Source organism: Mycolicibacterium sp. Y3 (assembly GCF_051188035.1).
GTDB classification, from domain to species: domain Bacteria; phylum Actinomycetota; class Actinomycetes; order Mycobacteriales; family Mycobacteriaceae; genus Mycobacterium; species Mycobacterium fluoranthenivorans.
This window is the reverse complement of record NZ_JAVQLT010000001.1, coordinates 3,445,272-3,472,100: the sequence shown is the minus strand read 5'-3', so window position 1 is coordinate 3,472,100 and position 26,829 is coordinate 3,445,272. Positions and strand designations below refer to the sequence as shown.

Below are 26,829 nucleotides of genomic sequence, written 5' to 3'. Positions count from 1 at the left end.
TACTGCGATAGACCAAACACCTGGAGGAGAATCGTATGGCCATTCGCGTGGCGCTCGTCGGCACCGGAAACTGCGGCCGGTTGGCCCTGATCCAGCTCATCGAGGATCCCCGGTTCGAGCTGGTCGCGGTCGGCGTCTCCACCGATGAGAAGGTCGGCACCGACGCCGGTGCACTGGCCGGACTCGACATCGTCACCGGTGTCACCGCGACGAAAGGCATCGACGCCGCCCTGGCCGCCCAACCGGACGCCTTGGTGTACTGCGCGATGGGCGACACCCGCCCGGTGGAGGCCACCCGTGACGTGATGGCGGCACTGTCGGCGGGCATCAACGTGGTGGGCTCCGCACCCGGTGGCCTGCAGTACCCATGGGGCGCCATGCCACAGAAGGCCATCGACCGTGTGGAAGAGGCTGCGCGCAGCGGCAATTCGAGTGTCTACATCACCGGGGTGGATCCCGGCTTCGCGACCGACCTCGTACCGTTCGCCATCGCCAGCACCTGCCAGCGCATCGAACAGATCAAGACCATGGAGATCGCCGACTACGCCACCTACGACGGCGCGGAGGTGATGTCGATCGTGATGGGCTTCGGCAACCCGATGGACCAGCCCGGCATGTTGTTCTATCCCGGGATCCTCAGCGCCGCCTGGGGTACGGCGATCAAGATGCTGGCCGCCGGCCTGGGCGTGGAGCTGGACGAGATCACCGAGAGCTACGAGCTGGAGCCGGCCCCGGAAGACATCGAGGTCGCCACCGGGGTGATCGCCAAGGGCACGGTGGCCGCCATGCGCTTCGAGATCAACGGCATGGTCGACGGCAAACCGGTGATCGTCGTCGAGCACATCACCCGGGTGCGCGAGGACCTGCGCCCCGACTGGGCCCAGCCGGCCCAGCCGGGCGGCTCCTACCGGGTCGAGATCACCGGCGAACCGTCCTACGTCGTCGACATCTGCCCGACCAGCAGTCGCGGCGACCACAATTACGCGGCGATCCTCGCCGCCGCCGGCCGGATCGTCAACGCCATCCCCGACGTGGTGGCCGCGGCGCCGGGCATCCGGACCACCCTCGACCTGCCGCTGGGGACCGGGAAGGGACTGGTGGCGCGCTAGGTCCCGCACACATCGCCACAATGGAGTGGTGCCCGACCCGATCGAGGAAATCCGCAGCGCGCCCACCGGTCCGTCGGTGGGTGCGTTCTTCGATCTGGACGGCACCCTGGTCCGCGGATTCACCGCGACCGTGCACGCCGGGCACCGGTTCCGGCACGGCCAGGCCAGGTTCGGTGAGCTGACCGGCATCATCGAGGCCTCGGTGCGCTACAAGCTGGGCCGGATGGAATTCGAGCGCCTGCTGCAGCGCGCCGGGGGCTATCTGGCCGGCGACGTCCTCACCGAACTCGACGACCTCGGCGAGGACCTGTTCCGGCGGCGGACCATCGGACGGTTGTTCCCGGTGATGCGCGAGGTGGTGGCAGCGCACCAGGAGTGCGGCCACACCGTCGTGATGAGTTCCTCGGCCATGACGCTGCACGCCGAGCCGGTGGCCCGCCACCTCGGGATCAATCACGTGCTGTGCAACCACTTCGAGACCGACGGCGACGGCAGACTGACCGGACAGATCGTGAAGCCGATCATCTGGGGCAGGAACAAAGCCCGTGCGGTCCTGCAGTTCAGCGCCGCACACGGTATCGATCTGCCGCAGAGCTTCGGCTACTCCGACGGCACCGAGGACCTGCCGGTACTGGAAGCCGTCGGACACCCTCGCGCGGTCAACCCACGCCCGGGTCTCGCGGCGGCGGCCGCGCAACGGGCGTGGCCGGTGTTGCGCGTCAGTTCCGGCGAGGGTCGGCGCTGGACCGCGCGGATGCGGCGCGACGCGCATTGATGATGGCCCGCACCGTGCGCCGGCAGCGGCCGCAGTCGGCACCGGCGCCACAGACCGATGCCACCTCATTGGTGGTGCACGCCCCGGCATCCACCGCATCGGCCACCGCATGGCTGGTGATCCCGTTGCACAGACAGACGAACATCAGTGCCCGGCGCCGGGGTCGGTGGGGATGTCGATCGCCATCATGTGACAGAAGCTGCCGATGAACACCGGCGGGTAGGCACCGACGCCGGCCTCGGTCAGCCATTCGGCCGCATCATCGGAGTCGTGCAGCCAGCGCCGCGCGCTGGACTCGTCGTCGACCTGCTGCAGGATCAGCATCTCGTGCGGGTCGTCGAAGGCCTTGAAGCTCCAGAATCTGCGCACCCCGGTCGCCCGGAACGCCGCAGCCGATTCACGGACCCGTGCGCTCAGCGCCGACACATCGTCGACCGGCGTCACCATCGACACAATGGTCGGCGGTGCACCTGAGCGCAGATCGCCGTCCAGGTCGATGCGATCGAAGAGTTCGCCGGCGAAGACCGCCGGCAGATCGGTCACCCCGACCGCGTCGAACCAGTCGAAGAACGTCCGGGACCGAATCAGGTCGCGCAACGGTTCATGGGCGTGCAGGACCAGGATGACCAGAACGCGCTTGGGATCGGTGGTCGAGGTGTACACCAGAACGTGGTGGGCGCCGAGGTCGGCCAACGCGTCCACGCGGCGTTGCAACAGCGGCCACACCTCTGCCGGATCCGGTACCGAATAGTCCGAGACCAGGACCAGCGAACCCGTGAGCCAGTCCGTCATGGCCGGCAGTCACCCCCAGTTCCCGACAGAACACGCACTGTTAATGCGACTTGCGGAAAACGGTAATGCGATTCTCCGCCACTGTCGAGGCACGGAGCTCCGCCAGCGGTTGCCGGGGTCTTGCCCTGAGCACCCCGGCGTCGCCTAAACTAGAACACGTTTCAGTCGTCCGTTTCGCGATCGTCCCCAAGGAGAAGGCATGCATACCGCCCTCTGTGACCAACTCGGCATCGATCTGCCGATCTTTGCCTTCACCCATTGCCGCGATGTCGTCGTCGCCGTGAGCAAGGCCGGCGGCTTCGGCGTGCTCGGCGCCGTGGGCTTCACCCCCGAACAGCTCGAGATCGAGCTCAACTGGATCGACGAGCACATCGGTGACCACCCCTACGGCGTGGACATCGTCATCCCGAACAAGTACGAAGGCATGGACTCGAACATGTCCGCCGACGAGCTCAAGACCACCCTCAATTCACTCGTCCCGCAGGAGCATCTGGACTTCGCCAAGAAGATCCTGGCCGATCACGGAGTGCCGGTCGATCACAGCGACGACGATGCGCTGCAGCTGCTGGGCTGGACCGAGGCGACCGCGACCCCGCAGGTCGAGGTGGCGCTGCGGCACCCCAAGATGACGCTGATCGCCAACGCGCTGGGCACCCCGCCCAAGGACATGATCGAACACATCCACGCCGAGGGCCGTAAGGTCGCCGCGCTGTGCGGATCCCCGTCGCAGGCCCGCAAGCACGCCGACGCCGGGGTCGACATCATCATCGCCCAGGGCGGCGAGGCCGGTGGGCACAGCGGTGAAGTGGGCTCGATCGTGCTGTGGCCGCAGGTGGTCAAGGAGGTCGCCCCGGTACCGGTGCTGGCCGCCGGCGGTATCGGCAGCGGCCAGCAGATCGCCGCGGCGCTGGCGCTCGGCGCCCAGGGCGCGTGGACCGGTTCGCAGTGGGTGATGGTCGAAGAGTCCGAGAACACCCCGGTTCAGCACGCCGCGTACGCCAAGGCCAGCAGCCGCGACACCGTGCGCAGCCGGTCGTTCACCGGCAAGCCGGCCCGCATGCTGCGCAACGACTGGACCGAGGCCTGGGAGAACCCGGACAATCCGAAACCGCTGGGCATGCCGCTGCAGTACATGGTGTCCGGTATGGCCGTGGCCGCCACCCACAAGTACCCCAATGAGACCGTCGATGTGGCGTTCAACCCGATCGGCCAGGTCGTCGGTCAGTTCACCAAGGTCGAGAAGACCTCCGCCGTGATCGAACGCTGGGTGCAGGAATACCTCGAGGCCACCAGCACGCTGAATCAGATCAACGAGGCGGCCTCGGTCTAGCCCGCCGAACCAACCCCCCGGGTCGCTGCGCTCCCGCCCGCCGAAACCCGCGAATCCCGCCGGCCTCCGTTCTCCCGGACCGGCGGGATTCGTGCATTTCGGGGACGGGTCGCGCATCGATTTCCACGCCACGGTCGCGATTCCGGTGCCGTCACGACCCTCGTGCAGAAATCGGCGAACGTCGACTCTTGCCTGATGCCGTTCTATGTATGATGCTCTACATAATCGAACGTCCGGAAGGACCCCGGCGATATGGCCAGCCCACGTGACCGCATGATCGTCTCGGCAGCGCTGCTCATCCGCGAACGCGGCGCACATGCCACCGCCATCTCCGATGTGCTCGAACACAGCGGCGCGCCCCGCGGCTCGGCGTATCACCACTTTCCCGGCGGACGTACCCAACTGCTCCGCGAGGCCGTCGACTTCGCGGCCGAGCACATTGCGCGCCGGATATCGTCAGCCACGACTGCTCTCGAGGCACTCGACCTCATCGTCGAGGATTTCCGGAACCAGCTGACAGACAGCGGGTTCCGAGCCGGCTGCCCCGTCGTGGCCGTGGCCGTGGAAGCCGACAGCACCGATGTCATCGCCCGCGCCGGCGCCGCGTTCACCAGGTGGATCGGCCTCATCGATGAGCTTCTGCAAGCCGACGGCGCGTCGCCGGACCATGCCGCCGAGCTCGCCATGCTGGTCACCACCTCGATCGAGGGCGCGGTACTGGTGGCCCGCACGACCGGCAACAGCACCGCGCTCGACCTCGTCCACCGGCAGTTACGCGCCCTCGTAACCGCCGCATCCGGCGAACGAAAGGCCTGACATGACCGACACAGCCGAGTGGCACCCCAGCGCCTGCATTCTCTGTGAGTGCAACTGCGGCATCGTGGTGCAGCTGGACGGCCGTACCCTGTCCAAGATCCGGGGCGACAAATCCCATCCCGCTTCGCAGGGCTACACGTGCAACAAGGCCCTGCGGCTGGACCACTATCAGAACAACCGGGCCCGGCTGACCACACCGATGCGCCGCCGGCCCGACGGCAGCTACGAGGAGATCGACTGGGACACGGCCATATCCGAGATCGCCGAAGGGTTCGCCCGAATCCGCGACACCGTGGGCGGGGACAAGATCTTCTACTACGGCGGCGGCGGACAGGGCAACCACCTGGGCGGCGCCTACAGCGGGGCATTCCTCAAGGCGCTCGGCGCACGGTATCGGTCGAATGCGCTGGCGCAGGAGAAGACCGGCGAGTTCTGGGTGGACAGCCAGCTCTACGGCGGGCACACCAGAGGCGAATTCGAGCACGCCGAAGTGTCGGTGTTCGTCGGGAAGAACCCGTGGATGTCACAGAGCTTCCCGCGGGCCCGCACCGTCCTGCAGGACATCGCCAAGGATCCGGACCGCGCGATGATCGTCATCGACCCCGTGATCACCGATACCGCCAAGCTCGCCGACTTCCACCTTCGCGTGCGCCCGGGTACCGACGCGTGGTGCCTGGCTGCGCTGGCCGCTGTCCTGGTGCAGGAAAACCTGTGCGACGAGGCCTTTCTGGCCGAACATGTCACCGGCACCGAACCGGTGCGCCAGGCACTGGGCGCAGTCGCCGTGGACGACTTCGCGACGCGCTGTGGCGTCGACGCGGACCTGCTGCGGGCCGCGGCACGCCGGGTCGCGGCCGCGTCGAGCGTGTCGGTGTTCGAGGATCTCGGTATCCAGCAGGCACCCAACAGCACCCTGTGCTCCTACCTCAACAAGATGCTGTGGATCCTGACCGGCAACTTCGGCAAACACGGTGGGCAGCATCTTCATTCGACGTTCGCGCCGCTGTTCGGCACCGGCGGCGTCGGGCGCACCCCGGTCACCGGTGCCCCGATCATCGCCGGGCTGGTGCCCTCGAATGTGGTGGCCCAGGAGATCCTGACCGATCACCCCGACAGGTTCCGGGCGATGATCGTCGAGAGCAGCAACCCGGCGCATTCCGTCGCCGACTCGGCCGCGATACGCGACGCGCTGTCCGCGCTGGAGCTGCTCGTCGTCGTCGATGTCGCGATGACCGAGACCGCCCGGCTGGCCCACTACGTGCTGCCTGCCGCCAGCCAATTCGAGAAGGCCGAGGCGACGTTCTTCAATCTGGAGTTCCCGCACAACACCTTTCATCTTCGTCACCCGCTGCTGCAACCGGCGCCCGGCACGCTGCCCGAACCGGAGATCTGGGCCCGGCTGGTGCGCGCCCTGGGCGTCGTCGACGACGCCGAGCTGCAGCCGCTGCGCCGGGCGGCCACCGAGGGACTGGATGCCTACGCGCAGGCGTTCTTCACCGCCGTCGGGGCGAATCCGGCGTTGGGCCGGGTGCTGCCGTACGTCCTCTACGAAACGCTCGGGCCCACCCTGCCCGACGGTCTCGCCGGTGCTGCCGCGCTGTGGGGGCTGGCGCAGAAAGCGGCGCTCACCTATCCCGAGGCGGTGCGCCGGGCCGGCCATGCCGACGGCAACGCGCTGTTCACCGCGATCCTGGCCAGCCCGTCCGGGCTGACCTTCACCGAGCACGAGTACGCCGACGACTGGGACCTGATCAGCCACGCCGATCGCAGGATCGCGCTGACCATCCCCGAACTGCTCGAGGATCTGAAAGCGCTGGCGTCAGGCCCGTCGCCACTGACCAGCGCTGAGTTCCCCATCGTCCTGTCGGCCGGCGAGCGCCGTGCGTTCACCGCCAACGACATCTTCCGCGACCCGGGCTGGCGCAAGCGCGACGCCGACGGAGCGCTGCGCATCAGCGTGCAGGACGCCGATGCACTCGGACTCGCCGACGGCGACCGGGCCAGGATCACCACCTCGGCCGGCAGTGCGGAGGCATCGGTGGAGGTCAGTGCCGCGATGCTGCCCGGGCATGCAGCGCTGCCCAACGGGTTCGGTCTGGATTTCGTCGCGGCCGACGGCTCAGCGGTGGCGCCGGGCGTGGCACCCAACGCGCTGACCTCGGCTGATTGGCGCGACGCCTATGCGGGGACACCGTGGCACAAACATGTGCCGGCCCGGATCGAGGCCGTGGTACCGGTCAGGGCGTGACAGGAGCCGGCGCGGCGACCGGGTCGCCTGGGGTGACGGGCGTATTCGGGCCGGGCACCGTCGCCGGGTTCGGAGTGTCCATACCGCGCTGCGCGAGCCCCAGCACCAGCGCTTCCTTACCGCTGATCTCGCGGCTCTGCACCGCGTTCCACAGATCCCGCAGGTAGCTCACGCGCGGTGATTCGGCGCCGGCCATCACGCTCGGGTCCATCGTCGAACCCGGCGGAAGGGCATCGGGGCTGGCCAGGTGCGGCACCCCATCAACGGACGCGACGGACGCGCCCGGCGCAGCCACATCCACGACGGGCGCCGGCGGTTGCGGCGGTGCGTCCGTGGGATCGGCCGCGGCCGGCGCGGCCAGCAACAGTGCCGCCACGCCACCGACGAGCGCGGTCAGTATTTTCGTTTCGACATCGATCGCCACCGATGCCCCCTTCCCACTGCCGGACCGGACTGGTCTATGGGTAGTTCTCCCCGGGTACCGAAATTGTTACACCTGTGCCCCCTGTGACTTTGGGGATTCGGCTGGGAAATGCCCGTGTGTCAGGGGGTGCCACCTTGTCCGACTCCGAGACACCGGGGCGTCGCGTGGTGTCCAATGCGGATAGGGGGACCCTTTATCTACCGTCGCCATGGGAGTGCATCGATGCCGAGCCCGAATCTGCCGCCTGGGTTTGATTTCACCGATCCCGATATCTACGCCGACCGGCTACCGGTCGATGAGTTCGCCGAGATGCGCCGGGTGGCGCCGATCTGGTGGAACGAGCAGCCCGACGGTGTCGGCGGGTTCGGCGACGGCGGCTACTGGGTGGTGACCAAACACAAGGACGTCAAAGAGGTCTCCCGGCGCAGCGATGTGTTCTCCAGTCTGGAGAAGACGGCCCTGCCGCGGTACAAGGACGGCACCGTGCAGGCCCAGATCGACACCGGCAAGTTCGTCCTGCTGAACATGGATGCCCCGCACCACACCCATCTGCGCAAGATCGTGTCGCGTGCGTTCACGCCGCGCGCGGTGGAGCAACTGCGCGCCGACCTGGCCGAGCGGGCCCGCCAGATCGTGGCCGCGGCCGCCGCCGAGGGCAAGGGCGACTTCGTCGAGCAGGTGTCCTGTGAGCTGCCGCTGCAGGCCATCGCCGGTCTGATGGGCGTGCCGCAGGAGGACCGGATGAAGTTGTTCCACTGGTCCAACCAGATGGTGGGCGATATGGATCCGGAGTTCGCGAACAACGACGCGATCAGCGCGTCGGTCGAGCTCATCACCTACGGCATGCAGATGGCCGCCGAGCGGTCGGCGAGTCCGGGCGAGGACCTCGTCACCAAACTCGTCCAGGCCGATGTCGACGGGCACAAGCTCTCCGATGACGAGTTCGGGTTCTTCGTCATCCTGCTCGCGGTCGCCGGGAACGAGACGACGCGCAACTCGATCACCCAGGGCATGATGGCGTTCACCGATTTCCCGGACCAGTGGGAGCTGTTCAAGCGGGACCGGCCGGGTACCGCGGCCGACGAGATCGTCCGCTGGGCAACGCCTGTCACCTCGTTCCAGCGCACCGCACTCGTCGACACCGAGTTGGCCGGCGTGCCGATCAAAAAGGGCCAGCGGGTGGTGATGTTCTACCGCTCGGCCAATTTCGACGAGGAGGTTTTCGAGGAACCGCTGCGGTTCAATATCCTGCGCGACCCGAACCCCCACGTCGGCTTCGGCGGGACCGGCGCCCACTTCTGCATCGGGGCCAACCTCGCCCGGATGACGATCGATCTGATGTTCAACGCCATCGCCGACGCGATGCCCGACCTCACCTCGCTGGCGAAGCCGGAACGGTTACGTTCGGGCTGGCTCAACGGCATCAAACACTGGCAAGTCGACTACTCGGGGTCATCCAAGCAGGCGGTGCGCACCTGAGCGTCAGCGTTCGAATTCCGCCGGGTCCGTCGTGGAGATGAGCTCGTCGATCAGGTCCACCACCACCTCCGGCGCCTCCACCTGCGCGAAATGCCCAACATGGGGCAGAATTTCGAGCCGGCAGTCGGGCCTGGCCTGCAACGCCGAGTAGGCGTGATCGACGGGGATGATGTCGTCCTTCTCGCCCCAGATGGCCAGGACGGGCAGTCCCTCGCGCAGGTTCAACCGATTCAAGGCACTGACGGACTGGCCGCGGTAGTCGACGACCGATCGCAGGGTGCGGATGAACGCCTCCCGGGTGCCGCGGTCGGCGAACGACGAATACGCGTTCCAGATCTCGGCGCCGCGCGGCGAGCGCAGTCCCATCGAACTGAACCACGACCTGGCCGCGTTCCCCGCGCGCAGCACCGGGGCGGGCGCGATCACCGGCATCACGAACTCGGCCCCCGGCGCCGCCAGCAACCGCAGGATCCAGCCCACATCCGGGCCCAGTCCCCCACTGCTGATCAGCACCAGCCGGCGACAGTACTCGGGATGCTGGTAGAGAAACTGCATCGCGACACCGCCACCCAGGGAATGTCCGACCACCGTCGCCGAAGCCACCCCGAGTTCGTCGAGCAGATCCCGCAACCCCACCGCGAATGCGCCGAGTGAATAGTCGGTGCGCGGCTTGGACGACTGACCGTGACCTATCAGATCGGGTGCGATGACCCGGTACTTCTTGGCCAGTTGGGGCAGCACCGCGCGCCAGGTGTGGGCACTGCCCGCCATCCCGTGGATCAGCAGCAGGACTTCCTCGCCCTCACCCACGTCCAGCACGGCCTGACGCATGCCATGGATCTCGACGAACTTCGGTTCGATCACTCCAGCTCCCGCCTGTTCCCACCAAGCCTACTGATCGGTAACTTGATCTGACAGCCCCGGTCCAGCGTGGCGGCGGATGAGGGTAGGCGCGACGTCGGGATAGTCGATGATCGAGCGCCAATAGTCCTCTCCGAGTTCGATATCCGAGCGCAGCACGATCGAGAGCCCGGCCGCCATCGCGATGCCGAGGAACCCGAGCCACAGGCCGGCCAGGGCGATGACGACCCACAGCACCGATGTGAGCGTCGGCCACGGCGACACCACGGCCAGCGCGGGCGCGAAGAAGAAACCGGTACCGATGTACCAGGACGACCCGGCGCGATCGCATCGCAGGACGAACCTCAGCCAGCGTGGGACGGTCTTCTCGGTCATGCCCTCAGCGTGACCACCGCAGGTAAGTGCGGCAATTACCGCACAGGTAATGGTGCAGCGCGCTTGGTTGGCCGACACTGACAGTCGTGACCACCGCCCACGCGCAGAATCCGCCGTTCGGAACGCTGATGCGGACCTGGCGGCAGCGCCGCCGACTCAGCCAGCTCGACCTCGCCCTGGAGGCCGACGTATCGGCCCGGCACGTGAGCTTCATCGAGACGGGCCGATCGGCGCCGAGCAGGTCCATGGTGCTCAAACTCGCCGCGGCACTCGACGTGCCCGCGCGTGAGCAGAACCAGCTGCTGCTGGCGGCCGGGCTGGCGCCGGTCTACACCGAACGCACCCTCGACGATCCCGGGATGTCAGCGGTGCGTTCCGGTGTCGAACGAGTTCTGGCCGCCTACAACCCGTTTCCCTGCCTCGCGGTGGATCGCGGCTGGAATGTGCTGCAGGTCAACGCCGGAACCGCACTGCTGCTCGAGGGCGTGGCGGCGCACCTGATGGAACACCCCAATGCGCTCCGGATTTCGCTGCACCCCGACGGCCTGGCACCGCGTATCCGCAACCTGGCCCAGTGGCGCCACCACGTCATCGGCCGGTTGCGGCGCGAGGCGGCGGTCAGCGGATCGGCGGAGTCGGCGACCCTGTTGGCCGAGATCGAGTCGTATCCGGGCGGTGATTCCGGCGCACCCGATCTCGGCGGGGTGGTCGTCCCGCTGGAACTCGACGGTGACGACGGTGCGGTGCTGAGATTCCTGAGCACGGTGACCACCTTCGGCACCGCGCTCGATCTGACCGCCGCCGAGCTCAGCATCGAGGCATTCCTGCCCGCCGACGAATCCACGGCAGAAGCCCTGCACTGACGACGCGTTCATCGTGCGCCGCACATCGGCGTTCTGGATACCGAATGACTGGTCTTACCACTTGACCTCTGACCGCTTACCTGTGATGCTCGGGCCATGGCATTACAGCCCATCAACCGCCGGTCGGTCTCCGAGGACGTGTTCGACCAGATCATCGCCGACGTCCTCAGCGGTGAGATGCAGCCAGGTGACACGCTGCCCAGTGAACGTCGCCTGGCCGAAGTGCTCGGCGTGTCCCGGCCGGCCGTGCGCGAAGCGCTCAAACAGCTGACCGCCGCGGGCCTGGTCGACATCCGCCAGGGCGACGCCACCACGGTGCGCGACTTCCGCAAGCATGCCGGCCTGGACCTGCTCCCCCGACTGCTGCTGCGCGGCGGGGAACTCGATCCGGCGGTCGTGCGGTCCATCCTGGAGACCCGCCTGCACAACGGTCCGAAAGTGGCCGAACTGGCCGCGTCCCGGCACCGACCCGAACTGCGGGGGCTGCTCGATGACGCCATCGCGGCCCTGACCGCCGAATCCGATCCCGTCGAACAACAGCGCCACGCGCTGACCTTCTGGGACCACCTCGTCGACGGAGCCGACTCGATCGCACTGCGGTTGATGTACAACACCCTGCGCGCCAGCTATGAACCCGCGCTACCGGCACTGGCCACCTTGATGACCGCCGAGGTCGGCAGACCCGACGCCTATCGGGCCGTCGCGTCCGCCGTCACCGCAGGCGATACCGAAGCGGCAGCGCGGGCCGCTCACGAACTCCTCGAGCCCGCCACCACCGCACTGCTCGACGCGCTGGCAGCCCTGGAGGCAGCGGGGGCTCAGTCATGACCACCACCCCGACCCGGCGCGGGCCCACCCTCACCGGCGCCGCACGCGAGTTCGTCCGACACCCCTCCCCGTGGGTCCTCTGCGCGACCCTGCTGGCCGCGCTGACCATACGAATTCTTTACGGCCACTGGGGAATCGGCGATGCCGTCGTTCCGTTGGTGATGCTGGCGCTGTTCCCGTTGCTGGAGTGGGCGATCCATGTGGTCATCCTGCACTGGCGGCCGCGTCGCCTCGCCGGTATCACCGTCGATCCCCTGCTGGCGCGCAAGCACCGCGAGCACCACGTCGAACCACGGGACATCCCACTGGTTTTCATCCCGTGGCAATCGCTGCTGTGGGTGCTTCCGCTGGTGGTGATCCTCGCCGTCGTGCTCATCCCCGCCACCGGCGCCGGACTCGGCCGCGGCCTGACCTTCCTGGTCTGGCTGTCGCTCCTGGGCCTGGGCTACGAGTGGTGCCACTACCTTGTCCACACCGACTACAAGCCGAAAACCGCTCTCTACCGCGCCATCTGGCGCAACCACCGGCTACACCACTTCAAGAACGAGCACTACTGGTTCACCGTCACCACCAGCGGCACCGCCGACCGGTTGTTGGGCACCTACCCCGACCCGGCCACCGTCGCCACCTCACCGACGGCCAAGAACCTGCACGGTGTGGCGGATCAGGCCTGAATGATGATCGGGTCGCCGATGCTGACGTTGTTGTAGTACCAGGCCGCGTTGTCCGGACTCAGGTTGATGCAGCCATGGCTGACATTGGAATTACCCTGGGAGCCCACCGACCAGGGCGCGGAGTGCACATAGACGCCACCCCAGGTGACCCGCACGGCGTAGTTGACGGTGAGTTTGTAGCCCTCGGGATCGCTCAGCGGAATGCCGATGGTGCGTGAGTCCATGATGACGGGGTTCTGCTTCTCCAGCGCCGTGAACGTACCGACGGGCGTGGGGTGCTTGGGCTTACCCATCGAGGCCGGCATCTCCCGGACAACCTGACCGTCGATGCTGACAGTGAACGTGTGCGCACTGATGTCGGCGACACCGACCACCTGGGAGCCGGTCTCGAAGGTCGTCTTGAACCCGCCCACCGACATCGCGATGGTCGAATGGGCCGGCCAGTAGTCACTGGGCGTGAAGCGCACCGTCGAATCATCCAGCCAGGCAAAGGATCCCGCGGGCACCTTGGCCGGCGCGAGCGAACGCTCGGCCGCAGTGTCCACCGAGAACCTGATGCCGCGTTCGACCGCGTCGCGGTCGGACATGGGCCCGTCGAAGCTCAGGGTCACCGGATAGGCCACCCCGACGACTTCGCCAGCTTTGGGCGAGACGGACACCAGGTGGGTGGACGTACCGGCCACCGCCGCACCGGACACGCCGGCCGAGGTTGTCGCCATCAAGGCGATCCCAGCGATGACGAGCACATACCGAAATACTCTGCGCAAGCTCCCAATCCTCCCTGGCGAACCAGAACGGCGATAGTGGACTACATCGTAGTTCGTTTCCGGCGGGACGAATGTTAGCCAGGCGCGCGGCGCGCGGGTCAGCCCTGCGGCGCGAGGATCACCGGGGCCGGGGCTTCGTTGTCCCCGCCGATCCGAAGCCGGTCACGGATCCGCTCCAGCAGCGGCTTCTTGGTGGGCGGGGCGATCACCTGCGGCGGCGCCGCGGGAATGATCGCCTGCGGCGGCACTGCGGCGGCAACCGCGGCATCCGGGGTCAGCTGTGACGGTGCGGCCTCGATCGGGGCGGCGGTGTTCACATCCGCCGGCGGCGCCGTGTCCGCGATATCGGCGGGAGCGGCCGCGGGCACGTCGGCGCTCACGTCGACCGGCGCCTGCGGTTCCGGCGCCGGGGGCGGTGCCTGCGGGGCAGGTGCCACCACTGCCTGTGGTGCAGCCTCGGGCACCACCGCTTTGGGCAGCTCCGCGGACGCCGCCACCGGTCGCGGTGCGGCCACCGTCTGTTCGGGTGAGAGCGCGACCGCGAGCGCGACCGACGCCGACACCACGAAAGTGAGCACACCGGCTGCCAGCACACCGGTCAGCGCACCGGTCGGCGATACCCGGCGCGCGGGTGCGGCGTGCCGGCGGGCGCCCGCCGGCAGCAGCGCCAGTTCGTCGAACGGTTGCGAGAGGCTGTATGACGAGGCCAGCGCGGCACCGCGAGCCAGCGCGAGTTGCGCCTCGGCGGGCGCGAAAACCGGCACCGACAGCGCGTCCTCCAGGCGCGGCAGCACCGACTCGAAACCACCGGACGACCCCACCAGCACCAGAGCTTCGGGCTGCCAGTCGGCGCGCGTGAAAACGGTGCTCAACCAGCGGATGAGGGACTCGTCACTGTCGATCCCGTGATTGACCGCCGTCTGCACAGCGCCGTCGCCGGTGTGCACGATCAGCGCGATCACGGTGTCGGGCTCGACGACGCACACCGCGGTGGTCCGGTAGCCGATCACCTCGGCCGTGCCGCGGGCCAGCGCCTCGGTGGCTTCGGGCAGGCGGACGGGCACCACATTGCCGAATCCGCTCTCACTCAACGAGTCCATCAGCATGGATGCGTCGGCCCCGGCCTCATCGCTCCAGGTCACACCGATGGACTTGAGCCGGTGACCGCGCGCCGCCGAGATCGCCTCGACGGCCGCCGTCACCTGTTCGGTGGCTTCCCGTACGTCCGTCGAGCCGTCGACACTCAGCGAGAACGCATCCCTGGCGGCACCGTCCTCGAGTGCGTCATCCCCACCCACGACCACCAGACCCAGTGACGTAGGTGTCATCGACAAGCCGAGCACCGCGTCCACATGTACCCCTTCGGACCGAGACGGCCACAGAGCAAGGCGACCGCGCCGAGGCGATGCTGTCATCGTCTCGTTATCGGGCTGAGACTACCTCCGCGGCCCGCCTTCGGCCCAGCCCAAACCCGATCGCTCCCGAGTGCGCGTTTGCCCGCAACCACCTCTGCGATTATCAGCACCCAGTCGGTCCTTTGCCCGGCGAATGCCGCCGAGCGACACACGTGGCCGAACGGCAGTGCCGGCGACACCGCGCGTGGCAGGGTGACGACATGACGGGACAGCGAGAACTTCAGGCGCCGGGCACCCGAACCATCTTCGGGCACCCGATCGGGCTGACGAATCTGTTCGGCGTCGAGTTGTGGGAGCGGTTCTCGTTCTACGGGATGCTCACCATCCTCGGCTACTACCTCTACTACACAGCCGCAGAAGGCGGCTTGGGCCTGTCAAAGGCCACCGCCACCGGCATGGTCGGCGCGTACGGCGGGCTGGTCTATCTGTCGACGGTGCTCGGCGGCTGGATCGCCGACCGCCTGCTGGGGATGGAACGCACCGTCTTCTACGGCGGGGTCGTCGTGATGCTGGGTCACATCGCACTGGCGGTGCTGCCGGGGCTGAGCGGTGTCGGCGCGGGCCTGGTTCTGGTCGCGCTGGGTTCCGGGGCGTTGAAAGCGAATGCGTCATCACTGCTGGGCACGCTCTACGAGAAGGGCGATGCCCGCGCCGACGGCGGGTTCACGCTGTTCTACCTCGGCATCAACCTCGGTGCGTTCGCCGGCCCGCTGATCACCGGACTGCTGCAGACCAGGATCGGCTTCCACTACGGCTTCGGCGCCGCCGCCATCGGGATGGCGCTGGGTCTGACACAGTACGTGGTGTTCCGCCGCAATCTCGATGGACACGGCCGGCATGTCCCGAACCCATTGCCCCGCAACGCCATCGGAAAGACCGCCGGGGTCTTTGTGGCCGTCATCGTCGTCGTCGCCGCGGCGGTCGCGCTGAAACTGGTGACGCTTGCCAACCTGTCTCAGATCACCACCGGTGTGATCGTCGTGGCCTCGGGCGCCTATTTCGCCATCATGCTCACCAGCGCCAAGGTGACCGGACCGGAAAAGGTGCGGGTGCGGTCGTTCATCCCGCTCTTCATCGCCAACGCGGTGTTCTGGTCGCTGTTCCAACAGATCTTCACAGTGCTCGCGGTGTACTCCGACGAGCGGATGAACTGGTCGATCTTCGGATGGACGGCACCGTCGAACTGGATCGGCTCGATCGAACCCGTGTGGATCATCGTGCTGTCGCCGGTGTTCGCGGTGCTGTGGACCAAACTGGGCAACCGTGCGCCGACCACGCCACGCAAGTTCAGCTACGGCGTCATCGGCATGGGTGTGGCATTCCTGTGTTTCGTCCCGCTGGCCGGTGTCGAGGCGGTACCCGCCCTGCTGATCGCCGTGATCCTGGGGGTGTTCGCAGTGTCCGAGCTGCTACTGTCCCCGATCGGGTTGTCGGTCACCACCAAGCTGGCACCGGATGCGTTCCGCGCACAGATGATGGCGCTGTATTTCTTCTCCGTCGGACTGGGCACCTCGATGTCGGGAGTGCTGGCCAAGTACTACGACCCGTCTCGCGAAGTGGCCTACTTCGGGATCCTCGGCATCGTGGCGATCGTCGTCGGGGTCGTCGTGTTCAGCGTGTCGCCGTGGATCAGCCGGCAGATGGACGGCGTGCACTGAGGCGTATCCCCCGTCGCTTCGCTCGCCCCACAGGATCCCCCGTCGCTTCGCTCGCCCCAGACGGTAACGGCTACTCCACCTGATCTCTGCGAACTCGTGACCTCGCACAGAACGGTTTCGGCGCGGCGCTGCGGGAGAATCGAGTCACGGATCCCGTCCGGCCCAAGGAGGTGCCGATGAGCATATCCCTGCTTCACGACCCGACCGTCGACATGCACGCGCACGGATTGACCACGGTGTGCCGACGCGGGATCGGACACTCCACAGCGTGCTGTTCATGTGGCTGGACCGGTACCCGACGCCGACTGAAAGCGGTTGCCGCACAAGATGCATGGACGCATTGCCTGCAGCGGGGCTGCGACGTGTCAGTGCCGTTGGTCTTCGGCGGCTGACTGATCGAACAGGATATCCCGCAGCAACGCCGGCTCGACATTGCCTCCGGACAGGATGATCACCGTGGGTCCCGGCGGTAAGGGGTGCCGACGGTAGGCAGCGAGCGCGACCGCGCCGCTCGGCTCACTGACCAGCTGCGCCTTGAACGTCAACTCCCGGACCGCCGAACGGATTTCGTCCTCGGTCACGGTGAGCACCCCAGACAGCACCTGTTGCAGATGCGCGAAGGTCAGCGCCGAAGGTTCCGACCGCAATCCGTCGGCGATGGTGCGGTTCCGGTCGGCCACCGGCATCGACACGCGGTGCCCGGCCTGCAGGCCGGCCGCGGTGTCCGCGGCGAGTTCGGGCTCGACACCGAAGATCTGCGCCCGCGGGCACAGCGCTTTGACCGCCGTACCGATCCCCGAGGCAAGGCCACCCCCGCTGACCGGGACGAGCACATTGGCGACATCGGGCAGATCCTCGGCGATCTCCAGACCGATGGTGCCCTGCCCGGCGATGACATCGGGGTGGTCGAACGGCGGGACGAGCGTCGCCCCGGTGCGCTCGACGAGTTCGGCGGCCACCGTCTCCCGTTGTCCCGCACCGCACAACACCACCTCGGCGCCGTACGCACGGGTCTTGCGAACCTTGATATCCGGCGTCTCCCGAGGCATCACGATCTGCGCGGTGATCCCGAAAGTCGCGGCAGCATAGGCCACGGCCTGTGCATGGTTGCCGCTCGAATATGCCACCACACCGCGCGACCGGACCGACTCGTCGATACGACCGACGGCGTTGAGGGCACCCCGCACCTTGAAGGCACCGATCACCTGCAGACTCTCCGGCTTGATCCACAACGGACGGTCGGGGTCGCCCCACTGTGCGGGGACCAGCGGTGTGCGCACGATGCCGCCGTATAACCGCCGTGCCGCGGCGCGGATGTCCTCGAGTGTCACAAGGGTGGGGGTAGTCATCGGCGTCCACGCTTCCATGGCGTCATCGCCTCAGGCAAGGTGAGCGGGTGAGTTCACCGACCGACCGGCCGTTCTCGTTTCCGATCGTGCCCCGCTATGCGGAGGTCGACCAGCAGGGTGTGGTGTTCAACGGCCACTATCTGACCTGGTTCGACGAGGCGTGCACGGCGTTCCTGGACCGGCTACCGGTGCACTACGAGGAACTGATGGCCGCAGGCTTCGATTTCAAAGTGGTGCACAGCGAGATCGACTACCTGGCCTCGGTGCGCTGGCGCGACTCGGTGCGGATCACCGTGGAGTGCGAGCAGATCGGCACCACCAGTTTCACCCTCGCATTCACCGTTTTGCGCCGCGGGGCCGGCGAGGCCGAACATGCCGCGGTGCACGGCCGCAACACCTACGTCGTGGTGTCGACCGACGACTGGACCAAGCGCCCCATCCCCGACGGGTTCCGCACATCCCTGGCCTCTTGTGCGCGGGCGGCCACGCGCTCACAGTGAGAAGATGACCGAACAGTGGATCCAGGGACACGTCCTGCAGCGGATCATGTTCCGCGACGGTCTGGTGCTCAACCTGGATCATTACAACGAACTCGTCATCTCCGCGCCGATGGAGCTGACGGTGCCCCCGATCGCGGGGGAAACGCGTGAAGTGTTCCCGATCGACCCGATGGCGGTGCGGCGGGAACAGAAGCCGCTCTTCGACTTCGCCGGCACCACCTGTACGCACGCCGAATGGGACGACGACGGCAGCCTGCACCTGCGGTTCTCCGGTGGGCAGGGTATCGATGTCCGCAGCGACGACCAGCACACCTCATGGGAGTTGTACGGCAAGTACCACGGCTATGCCGCATGCCTGCCGCACGGGCGCGTTCGGGTGGTCCGCCACGACCTCCCCGAATCGGAGACTGCTGCACCCGGAGCGGGATGAGGTGTTCTCACCTATCCCGCGTCCGGCTCAGTTGAAACCCACCCCGAAGATCGGGATCCACAACCCGAACAGCCAGATCCCCCATTGATGGAACCCGTTGTCCCATACCGGGTTCGCCTGGTAGCCCCAGTAGTTCACAGTCTGCGGGAGCGGACCGCCGTTCCACTGGAACGCGGGCGGCGGGCCCCAGCCCCAGGGCGGCGGGCCCTGGCGGTCGTCCCACCAGTCGTGGCGGTTGTTGGCCCACCACACGCCCTTGTCCCAGTGATTGTCGAACCCCGGTCCGTTGCACCATGGACGGCAGTCATTGCCGTGCCCATTTCCGTGTCCGTTGCCATTTCCGTTCCCGGGTTGCGCCGACGCCACCGCACCCCCGAGGGTGGCGCCTCCCAATCCCAGGCTGCTGACGATCATGGCGCTCGCCACGATCTTTGCTACCTTCACCGTGCTCTCCCCACCGTGTTGCGTGCACCGTTCCAGGAAGGCGGCACACCGGCGACAGGCAGATCGAAGGCGGAGCAGGTCACTGCCGATCGGCCGCCATTCCTACCAAGGGTATCGGCGGTCGCCGGGGCGGTGTTACCCGCTCAGAAGTATCCGCTGGCAGGCGGCCGCGACGTCATGACGTCGCCAGGTAGCGCTTGCGCTCCCAATCGGTGACCTGGCTCGCGTACGCCAGCCACTCGCTGTGGGCGATGGCGGCGAAATCGGCGACCGAATCCGCCCCGAGGATCTCGGTGATGGTGTCATCGCGGGTCGCCAGCGCGACCGCCACGGCAAGCGAATCGGGCAGTGGGGTGCCCGAGCCGTAGAGGTTGCCGGTTTCGGCCGCGGCCGGCGGCCGACCCGCCTCGATCCCGGCGACGACGGCCGCCAGCGCGGCGGCCACCAACCAGTACGGATTGGCATCCGCGGACCCGGTCCGAAGCTCGATGCGGGTCGCCGCTGGGTCGGCTTCGATCAGCGAACGCACTGCGGCGCTGCGGTTGTCGCGACTCCAGGTGACCGTCGCCGGGGCGAATGAGTCGGGAACGAAACGGCGATACGCATTCACCGAGTGCGCGCCGAACAAGGTGATCGACGGAAGGTGTTCCAGCAGGCCGGCGATCGCGTGCAGGGCGAGGTCGTTCTCCGCCCCGTTCACCGCGGCGAAGGCGGGCTCGCCGTCTCGCCACAGCGAGATGTGCAGATGCGCAGAGCTTCCCGAGTGCTCGGCGAACGGTTTGGCCATGAAACTGGCCAGTTTGCCGTGCTTACGGGCCACCTCCTTGGCCGCGTATTTGAGCCGGGCGCTGTCATCGGCGGCCTCCAGCGCGTCGGTGTAGACCAGATTGGTCTCCACCTGTCCTGGCCCGTACTCGGTCTGGATACCCTCCAAACGGGTGAAGGCACCGAGGACGTCGTAGAGGTCGGCCAGCACCGGATCCAGCGCGTTGGCGTTCTCCAGCGAATAGGCGTGGATATCGTCCTGGTAGGTGGAACCGTCCGCGTTGAGCAGGTAGAACTCGAATTCCACGCCTACCTTGGCGGTGTAGCCCAGCCCGGACAGCCGGTCGAGCACCCGGCGCAGGACGGCACGGGGATCCAGCAGCGACGGCGACCGGTCATGGCTGACGATGTCGGAGATCACGTGACCCACCCCGGGCCGCCACGGCACCGGGCGGAAGGTGGCGAGGTCGGGCACCGCGAACACATCCGGATAACCGCCGTCCCAATTGGTCAGCCGCAGGCCGTCGATGACGGTGCCGTCGGCGTTCCAGCCCAGCGATGCCTCGCAGAACGCGAACCCGTTGCCGTGGGCACGGTGCAGGAACTGCGCCGCCGGGATCCGCTTGCCCTGGGCGTGCCCGAACGGGTCGCTCCAGGCCACCTCGATCTCACGCAGCGACCCGTCGGCGAGCCGGCGCAACAGTTCTCGTTCGGCGGGGGCCTCGACGGTGCGGGTCACGACGGCACGACCTCGACCGGGTCGCCGACCCGACGGCCCACCACCGCGCCGACGAGGAACGACACCGCCAGCAGTCCGACGATGCCCCAGCCCAGCGCATTCGAGGTGGCCAGCCCCTCCAGGTTCGTCAGGATCAACACCAGCGTGCCCACCAGTCCGACCAGGCCGATTGCGGGCGCGATGCGCACCCGCCACTGGGAGTAGCCGCGGCGGTCCCGGGCGAAGAACACCAGGACCGCCACGCTGGTGGCGATCAGCAGCACCACGAAACCGACCGTGGTCGCCGCCGCGAACCATGTGTAGAACTGCGTGATCGGATCGAGCTGGAACAGCACGGCCGCCGCGATGCTGATCGCGACGACACCCGAGATCCACAGCGACGCCTTGTGCGGTGACCCGTGCGCGGCGTGCGCAACGCCGAGCGACTGCGGCAGCACGCGGTGCTGCGAGAGCGCGAACACGTAGCGCGACGCCACGTTGTGGAACGCCAGGATGCAGGCGAACAGGCTGGTGAAATAGAGGACGGTGATGACGTCGTTACCGGCGGTGCGGATGTAGGTCTGCGCGATATCGGACAGGAACGTGCCACCGGAGTCCGTCGCCTTGGCGACAGCCTGGCTGTCACCCCACGCCGAGATCAGTGCCCAGCTGGTGACGGCGTAGAAGGCGCCGATGAGGATGAGCGCAGCGTAGGTGGCGCGGGGAATGGTGCGTTCCGGGTCCTTCGCCTCATCGCGGAAGATCGCGGTGGCCTCGAAGCCGATGTAACTGAGCATGGCGAACAGCAGCCCGATTCCGAGCGATCCGGAGAACACCGTCGACGGCGTGAACACGCCGGCGGAAAGCCCGTGGTCGCCGCCGCCACGCACGACGATGACCAGGTCGAGGATGAGGATGATGGCGATCTCGGCCGTCAGCAACACGCCCAGCACCCGGCTGGACAGCTCGATGTTGCGGTACCCGAGGTAGGTCGTCACCGCGAACGCGACCGCCGCGATGACCCACCACGGGATCTCGGGTCCGCCGAACAGCGTGACGACGCCGCCCCCGGCCGGCCCGAGCAGACCGTATACCCCGGCCTCCAGGGCGACATAGCTGACCAAGGCCAGGAAGCCGAAGCCGATGCCGATCGAGAAGCCAAGGGACTGGCGGATATAGGAGAAGAAGGCACCGGCCTCCTCGACGAACGGGGTCAGTGCGGTGAAGCCGACCGCGAACAGCAGCAGGATGACCGTCGACACGATGAAAGTCGCCGGGAACCCGGCTCCGTTGCCGTTGGCGATCCCCAGCGGAAAGACGCCGCCGACGACGCCGAGCGGGGCTGCCGCGGCGACCACCATGAACACGATGGAAGCCACGCCCAGATTGCCGCGCAGTTTGCGGGCCGACGGCGCCGGTCCGGTGAGATCGTCGGGTACCGCGGTGATTTCGGACATGCGTGACCGTGCTTTCGTGAGGTCTTCGATATTCGTTGACCGGACCGTAGGCGGGGTCTTTCGCCGCGGCCACGGCTGTGGTCAGCGTGCGTCAAAGGCCGTAACAATCGGACACAATCACGTGCCCGGGTGCCACATTGCGAACGGCGGCGGCATCAGTAGTGTTGCCGGACATGTCGACGAGTTCGGTGCGGTCGTTGGCCACCAAGGGTCTGCGACCGCTGCGGGTGGGTGCCACCCCGGTGCCGCACGCCGAGATCCTGGAGAACGTCCGTTCCGAACTCGCCGGCCACGGGATCGACCTCCAGGTCGCCGTGTTCGATTCCTTCGACGAGCCCAACGACTGGTTGGCGGCAGGACGGTTGCACGCCAACTACTTTCAGTACCTGCCGTTCCTCGAGGAGTTCAACCAGCGCACCGGCAGCGCGCTGGTGCCGGTGGTCCCGGTACATATCGAGCCGTTCGGCCTGTACTCCTCGCGATTCGACGCTGTCGCCGAGGTGGCCGAGTACGCCGAGGTGGCGCTGCCGTCCGATCCCGTCAACGCCGACCGGTCCCTGCGGATGCTGGACGGCCTGGGTCTGATCGAGTGCGCGGACCGCCCGGGTGCGCTGGCCTCGGTCGCCGATGTGCGCGCCAACCCGCTGGGCCTGGTGTTCAAGGAGCTGACCAGCTGGACGCTGCCCTCCGCGCGCGACGATTTCGATGTGGTGTTCCTGTTCGGGAACCAGGCGATGGAATCGAATGTCGACACCACCACCGCCCTGCACTGTGACCGCGCCAACCCGGCCTACGCCGAGTACCTGGTTGCGGCGGCCGACGGCGCGCGGCACCCCGATATCCAGGTGCTCGCGGCGGCCCTGAACAGCGCCTCCACCCGGGACTTCATCACGACGGCCTATGCCGGCCAGGTGATCGCCGCGTTCTGAGTTGGGAACATGGCGAGCCGAACCCTGGCGCGATCACCACGCCGGCGGACACATTGGCACGATGTACCAAGCTGCCTCCCCGTCGCCCGAGGGTGTGGGCACGGTGCGGGTGGTGCTGACCTTCGAGGTGCCCGGCGGTTTCGTCGAACTTCCGATGCGCACGGCGCAGCTGGCCGACGAGTACGGCCGGATCATCGCGCGATCGGTACCAGGAGTGCGGGTGCGCCCCGCCGAGATCAGCACCGCCCGGTCCAGTCCGCCCACCACGGTCACACCCCCGGCCGGTCTGGTCATCGGACGCAATGACGCCTGGGTCGGCGGCGTTCGGCTACGGCTGACCCGCAGGGAGTTCGAGCTGCTGCGGCATCTGGCCGAGCGGCACGGACAGCCCGTTTCGCGCGGCGAACTCATGGCGCAGGTATGGCGGGACCCGCAGGTATCGGCCCGCACGGTGGACACCCATGTCCGCCGGCTGCGCACCAAACTCGGCGGCTACGCCCGGGCGCTGCGGACCGTCCGCGGATCCGGATACCGGTGGGAGCCGGCCGACCTGCCGGATCTCCCGCATCACAACGTGACGGTCACCGGCCCGACGGCATTGCACACCGAAACCGTGGGACTGCCCGCCACCGCGCATCCGCGGCCGCTGGCCACGTAGGTCGCGCCGGGCCGGTACGGCGCGAAGAAGACCTGGGCCGCGGCGGGGCCCTCGCTGGACACACACAGCGGCGCCGCGCCGGCACCCTTGAGTTCCAGGCACGCCACCTGCAACATTGCGTTGCTCTGGCGACAGGCCGCGACGGTGACCGTGGTGGTCACCATGGGGGTGCCCGACACCTGGGTCACCACCGGCTGCGCGAGCGTATAGGCGCAACCCGGTTGAGCCGGCGCAGCGGCTGCAGTGCCCACACCGCACACCCCCGCGCCGACCAGGAGCGGCAGAACACACGCAGCGCGACGTCTCACAGCTGGATCGTATGTCACTGCCAGGCATCGCGATCGACAATGAACAGCACCAGCGTGACGGCGAGAATCCCGGCGGCCACCCAGATGGCGTGCACCTCCCAGGCCCGGCTGAGCAGCGCACCCAGGACCGCACCCGCGGCGAATGCGCCGATCAGCGCCGCATAAATGCCCCAGGCCTTCAGGGCGCCGGGCTTGTGGTCGACCAGTCCGTCATAGCCGGCCTCGACGAACCGCATCAGGTTTCCGGTGGTGGCCACCGGGAGGTAGGCCAGGTCGCCGATATTGCGGAACAACCCGATCTGCACGGCGGCCAGGAAGGAGATGGGGACGGTGACATAGCTGTGCGGCACCGACGACGGCACGAAGCCGATGATCACCAGCGCCAGCACCTGGACGCCCATCGTCCAGCGCAGCGGATGCGGAAGGTGGCGTTCGGCGCGGCCGGACTTGATCTGCGCCGCCACCGACACTCCGGTGATGAACGCCAGGATCGGCCACACGTGGGCCATCGCCTCGGCGACGTGCCGTTGCGATATGTCGAGTGCAAAGAAGATCACATTGCCGGTCTGCACGTTGGCGAACACGTGCCCGCGGACGGAGTAGGTGTGCGCGTCCATGAACCCGTTCGTCACGGTGAGCAGCAGCGCGAACCACAGGGTGCGGGTACGTGCGGTGTCATCGATTCCCGGGTCGCTGCGCTCCTGCCCGCCGGGTGACATGGCGGTAAAACTACCCGCCGGCCGCGCCCAGCGCGTCGAGCATCCCCGCGGCCGAACGCGGCCAGGTGAACTGTTCGGCGCGGCGCCGCGCGCTGTGCCGGCGCAGCAGTTCCGGGCGGCTGATGACGGTGGCCACCGCGTCGGCGAGGGCATGCGGATCGTTGTCCGCGGTGGCACCGCTTTCGTCGGTGAGGATCTCGGCCAGTGCCGACGTCCGCGACACCACCGCCGGGGTCCCACACGCCAACGCCTCCAGCGCGGCGAGCCCGAAGGTCTCGTGCGGGCCTGGCGCCAGTGCGACGTCGGCGGACGCCAAGATGCCCGCCACCGTGTCCCGGCAACCGATGTACCCGGTGAAGTCGACCGGCAATCCCGCCGCCTGGCGTTGCAGCCGGGCTCGCAGCGGACCCTCGCCCACCACCACCAGCCTCGCGTCCAGTCCTGAATCACACAGTGCCGCAAGCGTATCGATACTTCGGTGGGCATGCTTCTCCACCGACAGCCTGCCGCAGTGCACCAACAGGGTCTGCTGCGGCGCCGCCCACCGGCTGCGCACCTGCTCACTGCGCCGGCGCGGATGGAACTGCTCGAGGTCGACGCCGAGCGGGACGGTGACGACATTGCGGGCGCCGATCCGGTCGAACTCCGCGCGGGCGAATCCGGTGGTACACACCACGGCGTCGTAGTTCGACGCGGTGCGACGGTTGGCGAAGTCGGCCACCCCGCGGGCCGCACCGCTCGGAAGAACTTGCCCGACAAGGCGATCGAGCCGTTCGTGGGAAATCATCACTGTCGCGACGCCGTGCCGCCTACCCCACGGTCCGAGCGAGCGCAGGGTGAGCCGGTCGGACACCTCCAGCGCATCCGGGGTCAGTTCCTCCAACAGTGCGGTCACCGGACCGGGCAGCACCGCGCGGTAGCCGCCGGTGAACGGAATGAGCGCCGCAGGTAGGGAGAGCCGCACCACTCCCGACGCCAGCACCTGCCGGTCGCGGCGCGAACCCGGGACGACGAGGAAGACCTCGTGGCCGGCCGCGCAGTATTCGGCACCGAGCCTGTCCACCGCGGTGCGCAGGCCCCCCGACCGTGGACCGTAGAAGTTCGCGACCTGGACAACCCGCATGTCACCATCAGATCGGCAGCCCGTGCGCGGACGAACACGCCCACTCGACGCGTCCCTTAACGGAGTGTGAACGCACCAGTTCAGGTGAGGTACTTCGAGAACCAGTCCTGTACCCGCTGCCAGGCGTCGGCGGCCGCCACTGCGTTGTAGCGCTCACCGGTGTCGTTGAAGAACGCGTGGTTCGCATCGGGTTCGGTGACCAGTTCGTGAACCATACCGGCCTTCTCCAGCGCCGCCCTGGCGATGGGTTCGGTCGCGTTCACCCGGTCATCGAGGGCCCCGTAGAAGCCAAGTACCGCAGCACCTTTGGAGCCGTCGAAATCAGCACCCTCGGGGGCCGGGCCGTAAAACGGCACGGCCGCCGCCAGGCGCGGCTCACCGGCGGCCAGCAACTGCCAGACCAGCCCGCCACCCATGCAGAATCCCACCGCGGCCAGTTTGCGCTCCGGTATGCGCCGGGCCAGTTCGTCGACGCCCGACTTGAGGTTGGCCACCAGGTCAGCGGCCGGGATCTTGCCCAGGGCGGCGGTGGCCGCCGCCGGATCGGCGAAGCTGCCGGTACCGCCCTGCGGCGAGAGCAGATCGATCGCCAGCGCCGAGTACCCACTGCCCGCGAACCGGCCGGCCACCGATCGTGTCCAATCGTTGAGGCCCTTGTTCTCGTGCACGATCAGAACACCGCCCTTGGGTTCTGGTGCCTCGCTCCACGCCGCTTCGAGTTCGCCCTGCGGACCCGCCCAATTGACCGGCGCGGTGGGCAGGGTGTGCTCGGAGCCCGGCGGTGGGGCGATGGCGGCCGAAGTACCGGTGGCCGGCGTGCCCACCGTGGTCGCCGGAGTGACCGCTTTCTTGTCGCCGCACGCGGCGATGAGCGCGCTCGCCGCGCCCGCACCGATGCCGAGCAGCGCCAGCCTGCGCAGTGCCTCGCGCCTCGACATGAGCCCGTCGACGTGGTCGGTGGCGATCTCTTCGGCGATGTATCGCTGCATCGGAGTCACCTCCGCGAGTATGCCCG

Annotated in this window: 29 protein-coding genes; 14 read left to right on the top strand and 15 right to left on the bottom strand. The window is 67.7% G+C overall.

Annotated features, from left to right (window positions below; translation table 11 throughout):
* The first annotated feature begins 35 nt into the window (after window positions 1-35).
* Together QN239_RS16885 and QN239_RS16880 are read left to right on the top strand one after the other, a co-directional pair.
* Complete coding sequence (locus QN239_RS16885; RefSeq protein WP_499012084.1) at window positions 36-1,109, top strand: NAD(P)H-dependent amine dehydrogenase family protein; 1,074 nt, start codon at window positions 36-38, stop codon at window positions 1,107-1,109.
* A 25-nt stretch (window positions 1,110-1,134) separates the two neighbouring features.
* Window positions 1,135-1,884, top strand: coding sequence for an HAD family hydrolase (locus QN239_RS16880; RefSeq protein ID WP_499012083.1), 750 nt, complete (start codon window positions 1,135-1,137; stop codon window positions 1,882-1,884).
* Here the strand turns inward: QN239_RS16880 and QN239_RS16875 are convergent.
* Together QN239_RS16875 and QN239_RS16870 are read right to left on the bottom strand one after the other, a co-directional pair.
* Window positions 1,829-2,029, bottom strand: a complete 201-nt coding sequence (locus tag QN239_RS16875) for a (2Fe-2S)-binding protein (RefSeq protein ID WP_499012082.1) — start codon at window positions 2,027-2,029, stop codon at window positions 1,829-1,831. The genes QN239_RS16880 and QN239_RS16875 overlap by 56 nt on opposite strands.
* Window positions 2,029-2,676 (bottom strand): fatty-acid--CoA ligase, encoded by a 648-nt coding sequence (locus QN239_RS16870; RefSeq protein ID WP_499012081.1) that lies wholly within the window; start codon window positions 2,674-2,676, stop codon window positions 2,029-2,031. The genes QN239_RS16875 and QN239_RS16870 overlap by 1 nt, the downstream gene beginning before the upstream one ends.
* A 199-nt stretch (window positions 2,677-2,875) precedes the next feature.
* Here QN239_RS16870 and QN239_RS16865 point away from each other — a divergent pair, with 199 nt between their 5' ends.
* The 3 genes from QN239_RS16865 (at window position 2,876) to QN239_RS16855 (ending at window position 7,070) form a co-directional block, all read left to right on the top strand.
* Complete coding sequence (locus tag QN239_RS16865; protein WP_499012079.1) at window positions 2,876-4,006, top strand: nitronate monooxygenase; 1,131 nt, start codon at window positions 2,876-2,878, stop codon at window positions 4,004-4,006.
* Between the two features lie 252 nt (window positions 4,007-4,258).
* A complete protein-coding gene (locus tag QN239_RS16860; protein WP_499012078.1) occupies window positions 4,259-4,822 on the top strand; it encodes a TetR/AcrR family transcriptional regulator in 564 nt (187 codons plus the stop codon).
* Between the two features lies 1 nt (window position 4,823).
* Complete coding sequence (locus QN239_RS16855) at window positions 4,824-7,070, top strand: molybdopterin-dependent oxidoreductase (RefSeq protein WP_499012076.1); 2,247 nt, start codon at window positions 4,824-4,826, stop codon at window positions 7,068-7,070.
* On the opposite strand, the gene QN239_RS16850 is transcribed toward QN239_RS16855, so the two are convergent.
* The gene (locus QN239_RS16850; RefSeq protein WP_499012074.1) at window positions 7,060-7,494 is read right to left on the bottom strand and encodes a hypothetical protein; all 435 of its coding nucleotides are present in this window, start codon (window positions 7,492-7,494) and stop codon (window positions 7,060-7,062) included. The genes QN239_RS16855 and QN239_RS16850 overlap by 11 nt on opposite strands.
* 222 nt (window positions 7,495-7,716) lie before the next feature.
* On the opposite strand from QN239_RS16850, the gene QN239_RS16845 reads away from it, so the two are divergent.
* Window positions 7,717-8,973: a cytochrome P450 gene (locus QN239_RS16845; RefSeq protein WP_499012072.1), complete on the top strand. Its 1,257-nt coding sequence runs from the start codon at window positions 7,717-7,719 to the stop codon at window positions 8,971-8,973.
* 3 nt (window positions 8,974-8,976) lie between these two features.
* Here the strand turns inward: QN239_RS16845 and QN239_RS16840 are convergent, their stop codons facing one another.
* On the bottom strand, window positions 8,977-9,837 hold the full coding sequence (locus QN239_RS16840) for an alpha/beta fold hydrolase (RefSeq protein WP_499012071.1): 861 nt from the start codon (window positions 9,835-9,837) through the stop codon (window positions 8,977-8,979).
* Window positions 9,838-9,864: 27 nt separating this feature from the next.
* Window positions 9,865-10,209: a hypothetical protein gene (locus QN239_RS16835; protein ID WP_499012070.1), complete on the bottom strand. Its 345-nt coding sequence runs from the start codon at window positions 10,207-10,209 to the stop codon at window positions 9,865-9,867.
* Between the two features lie 128 nt (window positions 10,210-10,337).
* Here QN239_RS16835 and QN239_RS16830 point away from each other — a divergent pair, with 128 nt between their 5' ends.
* The 3 genes from QN239_RS16830 to QN239_RS16820 all read left to right on the top strand — a co-directional run bounded on the left by QN239_RS16830 (window position 10,338) and on the right by QN239_RS16820 (window position 12,574).
* Window positions 10,338-11,072, top strand: a complete 735-nt coding sequence (locus QN239_RS16830; RefSeq protein WP_499016824.1) for a helix-turn-helix domain-containing protein — start codon at window positions 10,338-10,340, stop codon at window positions 11,070-11,072.
* 96 nt (window positions 11,073-11,168) lie between these two features.
* On the top strand, window positions 11,169-11,900 hold the full coding sequence (locus QN239_RS16825; protein ID WP_499012068.1) for a FadR/GntR family transcriptional regulator: 732 nt from the start codon (window positions 11,169-11,171) through the stop codon (window positions 11,898-11,900).
* Window positions 11,897-12,574, top strand: coding sequence for a sterol desaturase family protein (locus tag QN239_RS16820; protein ID WP_499012067.1), 678 nt, complete (start codon window positions 11,897-11,899; stop codon window positions 12,572-12,574). The genes QN239_RS16825 and QN239_RS16820 overlap by 4 nt, the downstream gene beginning before the upstream one ends.
* On the opposite strand, the gene QN239_RS16815 is transcribed toward QN239_RS16820, so the two are convergent.
* Window positions 12,565-13,293, bottom strand: coding sequence for a L,D-transpeptidase (locus QN239_RS16815; RefSeq protein ID WP_499012066.1), 729 nt, complete (start codon window positions 13,291-13,293; stop codon window positions 12,565-12,567). The genes QN239_RS16820 and QN239_RS16815 overlap by 10 nt on opposite strands.
* 146 nt (window positions 13,294-13,439) lie before the next feature.
* Window positions 13,440-14,693, bottom strand: coding sequence for a DUF7159 family protein (locus tag QN239_RS16810; RefSeq protein WP_499012064.1), 1,254 nt, complete (start codon window positions 14,691-14,693; stop codon window positions 13,440-13,442).
* 263 nt (window positions 14,694-14,956) lie between these two features.
* Between QN239_RS16810 and QN239_RS16805 the strand changes: the two genes are divergently transcribed.
* Window positions 14,957-16,414: a peptide MFS transporter gene (locus QN239_RS16805; protein WP_499012062.1), complete on the top strand. Its 1,458-nt coding sequence runs from the start codon at window positions 14,957-14,959 to the stop codon at window positions 16,412-16,414.
* A gap of 365 nt (window positions 16,415-16,779) precedes the next feature.
* Here the strand turns inward: QN239_RS16805 and QN239_RS16800 are convergent, their stop codons facing one another.
* A complete protein-coding gene (locus QN239_RS16800; RefSeq protein ID WP_499012060.1) occupies window positions 16,780-17,763 on the bottom strand; it encodes a threonine ammonia-lyase in 984 nt (327 codons plus the stop codon).
* Window positions 17,764-17,810: 47 nt separating this feature from the next.
* Here QN239_RS16800 and QN239_RS16795 point away from each other — a divergent pair, with 47 nt between their 5' ends.
* Together QN239_RS16795 and QN239_RS16790 are read left to right on the top strand one after the other, a co-directional pair.
* A complete protein-coding gene (locus QN239_RS16795) occupies window positions 17,811-18,263 on the top strand; it encodes an acyl-CoA thioesterase (protein WP_499012059.1) in 453 nt (150 codons plus the stop codon).
* Window positions 18,264-18,267: 4 nt separating this feature from the next.
* A complete protein-coding gene (locus QN239_RS16790) occupies window positions 18,268-18,693 on the top strand; it encodes a DUF6188 family protein (RefSeq protein WP_187095653.1) in 426 nt (141 codons plus the stop codon).
* Between the two features lie 27 nt (window positions 18,694-18,720).
* On the opposite strand, the gene QN239_RS16785 is transcribed toward QN239_RS16790, so the two are convergent.
* The 3 genes from QN239_RS16785 to QN239_RS16775 all read right to left on the bottom strand — a co-directional run bounded on the left by QN239_RS16785 (window position 18,721) and on the right by QN239_RS16775 (window position 22,077).
* Window positions 18,721-19,137 (bottom strand): hypothetical protein, encoded by a 417-nt coding sequence (locus QN239_RS16785; protein ID WP_235632982.1) that lies wholly within the window; start codon window positions 19,135-19,137, stop codon window positions 18,721-18,723.
* Between the two features lie 175 nt (window positions 19,138-19,312).
* Window positions 19,313-20,641, bottom strand: coding sequence for a glutamine synthetase family protein (locus QN239_RS16780; protein ID WP_499012057.1), 1,329 nt, complete (start codon window positions 20,639-20,641; stop codon window positions 19,313-19,315).
* The gene (locus QN239_RS16775) at window positions 20,638-22,077 is read right to left on the bottom strand and encodes an APC family permease (protein ID WP_499012055.1); all 1,440 of its coding nucleotides are present in this window, start codon (window positions 22,075-22,077) and stop codon (window positions 20,638-20,640) included. Before QN239_RS16775 ends, QN239_RS16780 begins: the two co-directional genes overlap by 4 nt.
* 173 nt (window positions 22,078-22,250) lie before the next feature.
* On the opposite strand from QN239_RS16775, the gene QN239_RS16770 reads away from it, so the two are divergent.
* Entirely contained in the window at window positions 22,251-23,006 is a 756-nt protein-coding gene (locus tag QN239_RS16770; protein WP_499012053.1) for a MetQ/NlpA family ABC transporter substrate-binding protein, read from the top strand.
* 61 nt (window positions 23,007-23,067) lie between these two features.
* Window positions 23,068-23,664, top strand: coding sequence for a winged helix-turn-helix domain-containing protein (locus QN239_RS16765; RefSeq protein ID WP_499012052.1), 597 nt, complete (start codon window positions 23,068-23,070; stop codon window positions 23,662-23,664).
* Here QN239_RS16765 and QN239_RS16760 read toward each other — a convergent pair.
* The 4 genes from QN239_RS16760 to QN239_RS16745 all read right to left on the bottom strand — a co-directional run bounded on the left by QN239_RS16760 (window position 23,574) and on the right by QN239_RS16745 (window position 26,812).
* The gene (locus tag QN239_RS16760; RefSeq protein ID WP_499012050.1) at window positions 23,574-23,915 is read right to left on the bottom strand and encodes a hypothetical protein; all 342 of its coding nucleotides are present in this window, start codon (window positions 23,913-23,915) and stop codon (window positions 23,574-23,576) included. The genes QN239_RS16765 and QN239_RS16760 overlap by 91 nt on opposite strands.
* A 71-nt stretch (window positions 23,916-23,986) precedes the next feature.
* A complete protein-coding gene (locus QN239_RS16755) occupies window positions 23,987-24,655 on the bottom strand; it encodes a YoaK family protein (RefSeq protein ID WP_499016822.1) in 669 nt (222 codons plus the stop codon).
* Window positions 24,656-24,701: 46 nt separating this feature from the next.
* The gene (locus QN239_RS16750) at window positions 24,702-25,814 is read right to left on the bottom strand and encodes a glycosyltransferase (protein ID WP_499012049.1); all 1,113 of its coding nucleotides are present in this window, start codon (window positions 25,812-25,814) and stop codon (window positions 24,702-24,704) included.
* A gap of 80 nt (window positions 25,815-25,894) precedes the next feature.
* A complete protein-coding gene (locus QN239_RS16745; protein ID WP_499012047.1) occupies window positions 25,895-26,812 on the bottom strand; it encodes a dienelactone hydrolase family protein in 918 nt (305 codons plus the stop codon).
* Window positions 26,813-26,829: the final 17 nt, after the last annotated feature.

What these genes read in the sequence shown, in the direction of transcription:
- QN239_RS16885 (WP_499012084.1), top strand. Translation starts at nt 36, where the DNA reads ATGGCCATTCGCGTGGCGCTCGTCGGCACCGGAAACTGCGGCCGGTTG.
- QN239_RS16875 (WP_499012082.1), bottom strand. Translation starts at nt 2,029, where the DNA reads ATGTTCGTCTGTCTGTGCAACGGGATCACCAGCCATGCGGTGGCCGAT.
- QN239_RS16870 (WP_499012081.1), bottom strand. Translation starts at nt 2,676, where the DNA reads ATGACGGACTGGCTCACGGGTTCGCTGGTCCTGGTCTCGGACTATTCG.
- QN239_RS16865 (WP_499012079.1), top strand. Translation starts at nt 2,876, where the DNA reads ATGCATACCGCCCTCTGTGACCAACTCGGCATCGATCTGCCGATCTTT.
- QN239_RS16860 (WP_499012078.1), top strand. Translation starts at nt 4,259, where the DNA reads ATGGCCAGCCCACGTGACCGCATGATCGTCTCGGCAGCGCTGCTCATC.
- QN239_RS16855 (WP_499012076.1), top strand. Translation starts at nt 4,824, where the DNA reads ATGACCGACACAGCCGAGTGGCACCCCAGCGCCTGCATTCTCTGTGAG.
- QN239_RS16845 (WP_499012072.1), top strand. Translation starts at nt 7,717, where the DNA reads ATGCCGAGCCCGAATCTGCCGCCTGGGTTTGATTTCACCGATCCCGAT.
- QN239_RS16835 (WP_499012070.1), bottom strand. Translation starts at nt 10,209, where the DNA reads ATGACCGAGAAGACCGTCCCACGCTGGCTGAGGTTCGTCCTGCGATGC.
- QN239_RS16830 (WP_499016824.1), top strand. Translation starts at nt 10,338, where the DNA reads ATGCGGACCTGGCGGCAGCGCCGCCGACTCAGCCAGCTCGACCTCGCC.
- QN239_RS16825 (WP_499012068.1), top strand. Translation starts at nt 11,169, where the DNA reads ATGGCATTACAGCCCATCAACCGCCGGTCGGTCTCCGAGGACGTGTTC.
- QN239_RS16820 (WP_499012067.1), top strand. Translation starts at nt 11,897, where the DNA reads ATGACCACCACCCCGACCCGGCGCGGGCCCACCCTCACCGGCGCCGCA.
- QN239_RS16815 (WP_499012066.1), bottom strand. Translation starts at nt 13,293, where the DNA reads ATGGCGACAACCTCGGCCGGCGTGTCCGGTGCGGCGGTGGCCGGTACG.
- QN239_RS16805 (WP_499012062.1), top strand. Translation starts at nt 14,957, where the DNA reads ATGACGGGACAGCGAGAACTTCAGGCGCCGGGCACCCGAACCATCTTC.
- QN239_RS16800 (WP_499012060.1), bottom strand. Translation starts at nt 17,763, where the DNA reads ATGACTACCCCCACCCTTGTGACACTCGAGGACATCCGCGCCGCGGCA.
- QN239_RS16790 (WP_187095653.1), top strand. Translation starts at nt 18,268, where the DNA reads ATGACCGAACAGTGGATCCAGGGACACGTCCTGCAGCGGATCATGTTC.
- QN239_RS16775 (WP_499012055.1), bottom strand. Translation starts at nt 22,077, where the DNA reads ATGTCCGAAATCACCGCGGTACCCGACGATCTCACCGGACCGGCGCCG.
- QN239_RS16770 (WP_499012053.1), top strand. Translation starts at nt 22,251, where the DNA reads ATGTCGACGAGTTCGGTGCGGTCGTTGGCCACCAAGGGTCTGCGACCG.
- QN239_RS16765 (WP_499012052.1), top strand. Translation starts at nt 23,068, where the DNA reads ATGTACCAAGCTGCCTCCCCGTCGCCCGAGGGTGTGGGCACGGTGCGG.
- QN239_RS16750 (WP_499012049.1), bottom strand. Translation starts at nt 25,814, where the DNA reads ATGCGGGTTGTCCAGGTCGCGAACTTCTACGGTCCACGGTCGGGGGGC.